Genomic DNA, 8,060 nt, shown 5'->3' with positions numbered 1-8,060 from the left:
CTGGCCCAAATCGATGAAGTTCGGCGAGGGCGAGAAGACCCAGCGCTGGGTCCGTCCGCTGCAGCGTCTCCTGTGCGTGTTTGACGGCAATGTCGTCGATTTTGATGTTTTCGGCATTGCGGCCTCGAATACCACCGAAGGTCATCGCCGCATGGGCCGCGGGCCCTTCACGGTGTCGAACTTTCTTGACTATGCGTCGGCCCTGGAAGGCGAGGGGCATGTCCTGCTGGACCGCGCCGCGCGCGAGTCGCTGATCCTGAATGGTGCCCGCAAGGTCTGCGCCGATGCCGGGTTTGAACTGGTCGAAGATGCCGGCCTGCTGACCGAGGTCGCGGGCCTGGTGGAATGGCCGGTGCCGGTGCTGGGCGAGATGGATCCGGATTTCCTCGACCTGCCGCCGGAAGTCATCACCCTGACCATGAAGACGCACCAGAAATATTTCGCGGTGCGTGATCCGAAGACCGGTGAGCTGGTCTCGAAATTCGTCACCATTGCCAATCAGGTTGCGCCCGATGGCGGTGCCGCGATCGCCGCCGGCAATGCCCGCGTCCTCTCGGCCCGTCTCTCGGACGCCCGCCATTTCTGGGACAATGACCGCAAGACGCCGCTCTCGGACATGGCCGCACAGCTGTCGAAAGTGACCTTCCACGAGAAGCTGGGCACGGTGGCTGAGCGTGTGGAGCGGATCGAGAATTTTGGGGCGTGGATCGCAGACCACACAGGTGCTGATCGCGATCAGGTCAGTCGCGCCGCTTTGTTGGCCAAGGCCGATCTCGTCTCCGAAATGGTCTACGAGTTTCCGGAACTACAAGGGACGATGGGTGGTTACTACGCGACGGATCAGGGCGAGGACCCTGCTGTGTCTGCAGCGGTTTGGGACCACTACAAACCACAGGGGCCGAGCGACAACCTCCCTGTCGCCGATGTCGCGATTGCCGTGGCGCTCGCTGACAAGATTGAGCTTCTGTCTGCTTTCTGGGCGATCAACGAGAAACCGACAGGCTCGAAGGATCCGTTTGCGCTGCGTCGCGCCGCGCTCGGCGTGATCCGCATTCTGCTTGAGTCGAAAACCCGCCTGCCGCTCAAGAAGCTCCTCGACGACTGTATTCACTACATCTTCGACATGACCTTCGAGCCGAAGGGCGAGCCCGTCTCCAGTGAAGTGTATGCCGCCGACCTGCTCGCCTTTTTCGCAGACCGCCTCAAAGTCCATCTGCGCGACGAGGGCATCCGCCACGATGTCATCGACGCGGTCTTCGCGCTGGGCGATGACGATCTCGTTCGGGTGACGGCGAAGGCGCGGGCGTTGCAGGCCTTCCTCGATACCGAGGATGGCGCGGCGCTGCTGGCGGGCAACAAGCGCGCCTCCAATATTCTCGCCAAGTCCGATGATGATCTGACGGGTGAGCCGGATGCCGCCTATCTCGCCGGAGCGCCAGAATCAGCCGAGCGCGATCTCATCGCGGCGCTGAACACGGCGGGACCGGCGGCGGAAAAAGCGCTCGCAGATGAGGACTTTGCTGCCGCAATGCGGGCATTGTCGCAACTCCGTGCACCAATTGATGCTTTTTTCGAGCAAGTGACCGTTAACACGGACGACGACGCGTTGCGCTGCAACCGTCTTCTCTTATTGTCCGCCATTCGCACGGCCATTCGCGCCGTCGCCGATTTCGACAAGATTTCAGGCTAGGGGCCCTTTCATGACTGCAGATACCAAGTGGGTTTACGCCTTTGGCGGCGGCGACAGTGAAGGTGAAGCCGGCATGCGCGAGCTGCTGGGCGGCAAGGGCGCCAACCTCGCCGAGATGGCCAAGCTGGGCCTGCCGGTCCCGCCGGGTTTCACCCTGACCACGCAGGTCTGCACGGCTTTCTATGACAATGACCAGGCCTATCCGGATACGCTGGGTGGCCAGGTCGAGGCGTCGCTCGCCAAGCTGGAACAGGCGGTCGGCAAGGCGTTTGGCGATCCGGCCAATCCGCTTCTGGTTTCGGTCCGGTCGGGCGCCCGCGCCTCGATGCCGGGCATGATGGATACGGTGCTCAATCTGGGTCTGAATGACGAAACTGCCGAGGGGCTGGCCAAGCTCTCGGGCGATCGCCGCTTCGCCTATGACAGTTATCGCCGCTTCATCCAGATGTATTCCGACGTTGTCCTGGGCGTGGATCACGCCGTCTTCGAGGACATTCTCGACGGCTTCAAGGACGATAATGACTACTCCCTCGACACCGAGTTGAGCGCGGATGACTGGGTCAGCATTGTGGGTGAGTACAAGGCCGCTGCTGCCCGCGAGCTGGGCCGTGATTTCCCGGCCGATCCGCGCGAGCAGCTCTGGGGTGCCATTGGCGCCGTTTTCGGCTCCTGGATGACCGATCGCGCCAAGACCTATCGCCGCCTGCACGACATTCCGGCGAGCTGGGGCACGGCGGTCAATGTCCAGGCCATGGTGTTCGGCAATATGGGTGAGACTTCGGCCACCGGTGTGGCCTTCACCCGTGACCCCTCGACCGGTGATACCGGCTATTACGGCGAATACCTGGTCAACGCCCAGGGCGAGGACGTAGTCGCCGGCATCCGCACGCCGCAATGCCTGACCGAGGCGATGCGCGAGAAGATGGGCGATGACAACCCGTCGATGGAAATGGCGATGCCGGAAAGCTATGCCGAACTGGCCGCTGTCTTCGACAAGCTGGAACGCCATTATACCGACATGCAGGACATCGAGTTCACGGTCGAACGCGGCCGGCTGTGGATGCTGCAGACCCGCAATGGCAAGCGCACCGCCAAGGCGGCGCTGAAGATTGCCGTCGACATGGCATCCGAAGGCCTGATCTCGACCGATGAAGCGGTGATGCGGGTCGATCCGGCCCAGCTTGACCAGCTCCTGCACCCGACCCTCGATCCCGACGCCGAGCGCGACATCCTCACCTCGGGCCTGCCGGCATCGCCAGGCGCTGCCTCGGGCAAGGTCGTGTTCGACAGTGACGAGGCCGAGGAACGCTCCAAGGCGGGCGAGAAAGTCATTCTCGTGCGCATCGAGACCTCGCCGGAAGACATTCACGGCATGCACGCCGCCGAAGGCATCATCACCGCCCGCGGTGGCATGACCTCGCATGCCGCCGTGGTGGCACGCGGCATGGGCCGGCCTTGTGTCTCCGGTGCCGGGGCGATCAAGATCGACTATGCCAACAAGCAGTTCGTGGTCGGTCGCCGCATCGTCAAGGATGGCGACATGGTCACCATCGACGGCGCCTCGGGCCAGGTCCTGATGGGCGAGGCCAAGATGATCAAGCCGGAGCTGACCGGTGATTTCGGCAAGCTCATGGTCTGGGCCGACAAGGCCCGCCGCATGAAAGTGCGGACCAATGCGGAAACGCCCAATGATTGCGAGACCGCGGTCGAGTTCGGCGCCGAGGGCATCGGCCTGTGCCGGACCGAGCACATGTTCTTCGAATCCGACCGGATCGCCGCCGTGCGCGAGATGATCCTGTCGAATGACCAGGACGGCCGGGTCACGGCGCTGGACAAGATCCTGCCCATGCAGCGCGATGACTTCGCACAGATCTTCCGCATCATGGGCGAGCGTCCCTGCACGATCCGCCTCCTGGATCCGCCGCTGCACGAATTCCTGCCCCATACCGAGGAAGACGTGGCCGATGTTGCCAAGGCGACCGGCCTGCCTGCTGACCAGCTGATGGCGCGGGCGCGTGACCTGGCCGAGAGCAATCCGATGCTGGGTCATCGCGGTTGCCGGCTGGGCATCACCTATCCGGAAATCTACGAGATGCAGGCACGGGCAATTTTCGAGGCCCAGGTCCTGGTCGAGAAGGAGACCGGCTTCCAGCCCTTGGCGGAAGTCATGATCCCGCTGGTCGCTGCACCAGCCGAGCTGGCGATTCTCAAGGCGCGGGTTGCCGGGGTTGCCAAGGCCGTTGCCGAGGAGACGGGTGGCGAGCCGAAATATCTCATCGGCACGATGATCGAATTGCCCCGCGCAGCGCTGATGGCCGGTCAGATTGCCGAGGATGCGGAATTCTTCTCCTTCGGCACGAATGACCTGACCCAGACCACTTTCGGTCTGTCGCGGGATGATGCCGGAAAATTCCTCGGCGACTATCTTGAAGCGGGAATCCTCGAGAAGGATCCCTTTGTGACGCTGGACCGTGACGGGGTCGGTGATCTGGTCCGGATCGCGGCAGAACGCGGTCGAGCCAGCCGTGAAGGCCTCAAGCTCGGCATTTGCGGCGAGCATGGCGGCGACCCGTCTTCCATCGATTTCTGCGAGGAAATCGGCCTGGATTATGTGTCCTGTTCGCCATACCGCGTGCCAATTGCGCGTTTGGCGGCTGCCCAGGCCCGCTTGCGCCGTCAGTAGTAGCTTTCTGTAATCGCAACTGAAAATCCCGCCTCTCTTGGAAGAGGCGGGTATTTTCTTATTTGTAACCAAGCACCCTGCTTGACCGCTATGGTTGGCTCAAATAGAGAGGCGCGCTGATTTCACGAAGGATTCAGACACGGCGCTTCATGGTAATCTCGTCGCAAGACGGCACGATTCGTGAAAGGTCGGATTTGACGCCTGAACGGACATATGGAGACCGAATGGACCTCGACGCGGCACGCAGCCAGCAAAAGCAGGTAGCGACAGCATTGCATATGCTGGCGACCCTGGTGCTGTGCGCGATGACGGTCCTGCTCCTCAACGGGGCCTCCGATCGCGCCCGCGAGCAGGACGAGACACTCGTCTGGCAAGCGATGGCGTCGCGCTATCTCCAGGCCGGCGATGTTGATGCCGCCTGGCAGCCGCCGGAAGAATTGCGCTTTGCCTCGCTGAAGCTGGAAGCCGACACCGATGCCGGTATCGTGCTGACCGCCCGCTCGCTGGATGACCTGCGCACTTTCGACAATACACACCTCGAGATCGCTGCCGGCATTTCGGCTGAAGTCGATTGCCTGGCCGAAGCGATCTATTACGAGGCCCGCAGCGAGACCTTTGTCGGTCAGCTGGCCGTGGCCCAGGTGATCCTGAACCGGGTCGACAATCGCAATTATCCGAACTCGATCTGTGGCGTGGTCTATCAGGGCTCTGAACGCCGGACCGGTTGCCAGTTCACCTTCACCTGTGACGGGTCCATGGTCCGCGAGCCACGTGGTCGCTCCTGGCGCCGGTCGCAGCTTGTCTCCCAGCACGCCTTCATGGGCTTTGGCCGGGACGTGACCCGCCGCGCGACGCATTACCATACAGTCGCTGTTGACCCGTATTGGAATGATGGCCTCGTGCGCACGCGCCGGATCGGCACGCATATCTTCTACCGTTTTCCGACCCGTCGCGAACGCGTCGCGGGTATTGTGCGCGAACGCGACGCCTAGTCGGGCCCAGAATTCCTCCGGTCTTGTCCTGTTCTGTCCTGTCGCAAACATGATGCGATGAATCGCGCTTGGCGGCGTCAAATTCATTGTTAATGTGTTGTTTCTAGTGTGCGTGTTCCGACCCAGTCCTGCTTCAGTTCCCTGGAGACCGCATGGCAATCGCCCAAACCGGCAAGATCCCTGACAGGCTTTGGCTCTGCATGAGCGACAGCAATCGCACGCGCGTGTTGTCGCGAGCGCTGGCCAAGGGCTTGGGCATGACCGTCTATCTGGGTCCGACCATGGACGAGGAGGGGCCGGTTGCGCTTGTGGTCGCGGATGATGCCCATGCCGCGCGAATCGCCGACGCCGGCAAGAATGCCGCGCCGAAACAGCGCTCGCTGCTGGTCACCGGCAATGCCCGGCGCAGCGGCGCCGATATCTTCCTCGATCATGATGCGGATGCCGGCACCCTCGCCAATGCGATCGACGGGCTGCGGGCCTACCGCGCCCAGGAACTTGCCATTCCGGCCGATTCCGAGATCGGACTCGGCGCGACCCAGTCGCTCGAGGCGGGCGAATTCTCGATCCAGACCCGTGAACAGGCCAGCGATGTCGCCATCCTGCTGGGCCGCGCCACGCCGCGCCCCTGTGCGACGGCAGTGGGCCTTTACGTCCTGCTCGCCAATGCGATCGAACACGGCAATCTGGGCTTCGATCCCAGCGACAAGGCCAAGGGTCTGGCGGAAGGCAATTGGGAGCGCAAACTGTCCAAGCGCATGACCGAAAGCCTGTATGAGGACCGCCGTGTGAAGCTGCGCTTCCAGCGCGGCGGGCGCATCCTCTCCTTCATCATCCAGGATGACGGGGAAGGCATTGACGCCGAGACCGCCGAAATGGCGGACCCGTCACGCGCGGGCTATCGCGGCAAGGGTATCAAACTGGCCAAGTCGATGGGCTTTGGTCAGGTCAATTATCTCGGCGTTGGCAATACTGTTGAAGCTGCGGTGCTCCTGCCTCAGGCTGCCGAGACAACTGGCTCGGCACCCCGCGCAGCCATGGCGCGCTGACGCGTATCCTCACATGAACGCCGTCTGAACCGGGCGCTCAGCCAAGCCTCATATCGACATCGCTAGTGTCAGCTCAAGCACGGAGATTCATCCGCAAGGGAGCTGCACATGTCTCGTCTCAAAGCCTTCACCAGCGCCATCGCCCTGGGGGCGACCCTGTTCGCCGCTGTCCCGTCGGCCGCGCAAGCGCAGGCCCGCAATGGCATTGACCTGCATCCGAGCCGCGATTGCGGCATTCAGGTCTATCTGTCGAATTCGAGCGGCGTCGCTGTCCCGAAGGCAGATGTGCGCCTGAGCGGGTCCTATGTCTTTCGTCTCTACCAGGCGATCCCGACCAGCGATCTCAACCTGCGCCTCGACGGCCGTTTCGCCAGCAATGGCTCGCGTGACACCGCCCTGGCTCGCAGCCACTTCACGCTCGGCTATGTCGTGCCGGGTGGCTATCGCGGGATGGACGAGCTTCGCGATGCCGAGCTGGGTCAGGACGCCATGTTGCGCGGCTCCCTGGCTGTCTATGACCAGGCCGGACGGCTGACCTGTTCCACCCAGCAGGTCGACATCATGCCGATGGGCTTGTTGAACGGCGTCCGGCCTGCGCCGCGCGCACGCACCACGTCCATCCCGGTGACCGGGCCGACGCGTGCCGAGCAGGCCCGGGCCCGCATTGCCGCCACGAATGCGGCACGCCCGTCCGCCGCGACCAGCCAGCAACGGCTGACGCCTGCCCAATGCGCCCGGCTTCGTGCCGCGCGGCCGGCCCAGTGCCGTTACGACTGACCCTGATTCTCTCCGACCCCAAACTGGCCCGCCCTGACCTCAGGTGCGGGCCTTGTTCTTATCTGTATCAACAACATGAACAAGTTTCTCGGGTCTGTTCATCTACCTGTTCTGACTATGAATGGAGCTCTCAGCATTCGCTCATCATGGCCTCTCTAGAACGAGTGACAGGCTTCGATGCATCGGGCGTCGGCCAGCAAAACGGAGTAGTCAAAATGAAAACCCGCTTTCTCATCGCCAGCGCCCTCGCGGCAGTTTCCATCCTCGGCACGGTCGGTGCGGCTGAAGCACAATCGCGCAACCGCGTTTCGATCGCCCAGGAAGGCTATCGGAATGATATCGCCGGTCGCCAGCAGGGCCACCGCCAGAGCATGGTGATCAACCAGCGCGGTGAACGCCAGTACGTCACGGTTATCCAGGACGGCGCCCGCAACGGTACCACGGTTGGTCAGCGCGGCCGCTATAACGAGGCGCATGTCGACCAGTACGGCCGCCGAAACGACGCAGTCGTTGGTCAGCAGGGCCGCAATAACTATGCCCGCAGCGTTCAGACCGGCAACCGCAATATCGTCGGCGTTTCGCAAATGGGCCGCAACAACACGGCTGTGACCGACCAGTACGGCAGCAACAACGCGGCTGGCGTGATCCAGGTTGGCAACGGCCAGACGGCCAATGTCCGCCAGACCGGTTCTGGCAATGTGACCCTGGTCATCCAGGGCGACCACTAGGACGACCCCGCCGGGCGCAGCGGCATGACGCCGCTGCGCCGACCGGGCCGCCCCAGCCAAGGAGGCTGACATGGGTATTAAACTGATTTCCTTGAGTTCGCTGGCGGCTATGGCCAGCATCTGGTTCGCCGTTGAAGTTGA

General features: G+C 62.8%; 6 protein-coding genes. All 6 read left to right on the top strand.

Annotated elements, in window-relative coordinates; translation table 11 throughout:
• Positions 1–1,690 (top strand): glycine--tRNA ligase subunit beta (glyS, locus tag QZ266_RS13380; protein WP_295695978.1); only part of this gene is annotated, 1,690 nt, incomplete at its 5' end.
• Between the two features lie 10 nt (positions 1,691–1,700).
• A complete protein-coding gene (ppdK, locus tag QZ266_RS13375) occupies positions 1,701–4,373 on the top strand; it encodes a pyruvate, phosphate dikinase (protein WP_295695976.1) in 2,673 nt (890 codons plus the stop codon).
• Between the two features lie 224 nt (positions 4,374–4,597).
• The gene (locus QZ266_RS13370) at positions 4,598–5,365 is read left to right on the top strand and encodes a cell wall hydrolase (RefSeq protein ID WP_295695974.1); all 768 of its coding nucleotides are present in this window, start codon (positions 4,598–4,600) and stop codon (positions 5,363–5,365) included.
• A gap of 152 nt (positions 5,366–5,517) precedes the next feature.
• Positions 5,518–6,414, top strand: coding sequence for a hypothetical protein (locus QZ266_RS13365; protein WP_295695972.1), 897 nt, complete (start codon positions 5,518–5,520; stop codon positions 6,412–6,414).
• 108 nt (positions 6,415–6,522) lie between these two features.
• Positions 6,523–7,191 (top strand): hypothetical protein, encoded by a 669-nt coding sequence (locus QZ266_RS13360; RefSeq protein ID WP_295695969.1) that lies wholly within the window; start codon positions 6,523–6,525, stop codon positions 7,189–7,191.
• Between the two features lie 215 nt (positions 7,192–7,406).
• On the top strand, positions 7,407–7,919 hold the full coding sequence (locus QZ266_RS13355) for a curlin-associated protein (protein ID WP_295695967.1): 513 nt from the start codon (positions 7,407–7,409) through the stop codon (positions 7,917–7,919).
• Positions 7,920–8,060: the final 141 nt, after the last annotated feature.

Source organism: uncultured Maricaulis sp. (assembly GCF_905480005.1).
Lineage (GTDB): Bacteria > Pseudomonadota > Alphaproteobacteria > Caulobacterales > Maricaulaceae > Maricaulis.
Note: the sequence above shows the minus strand (reverse complement) of the source record. Positions and strands in the feature narration are given on the sequence as shown.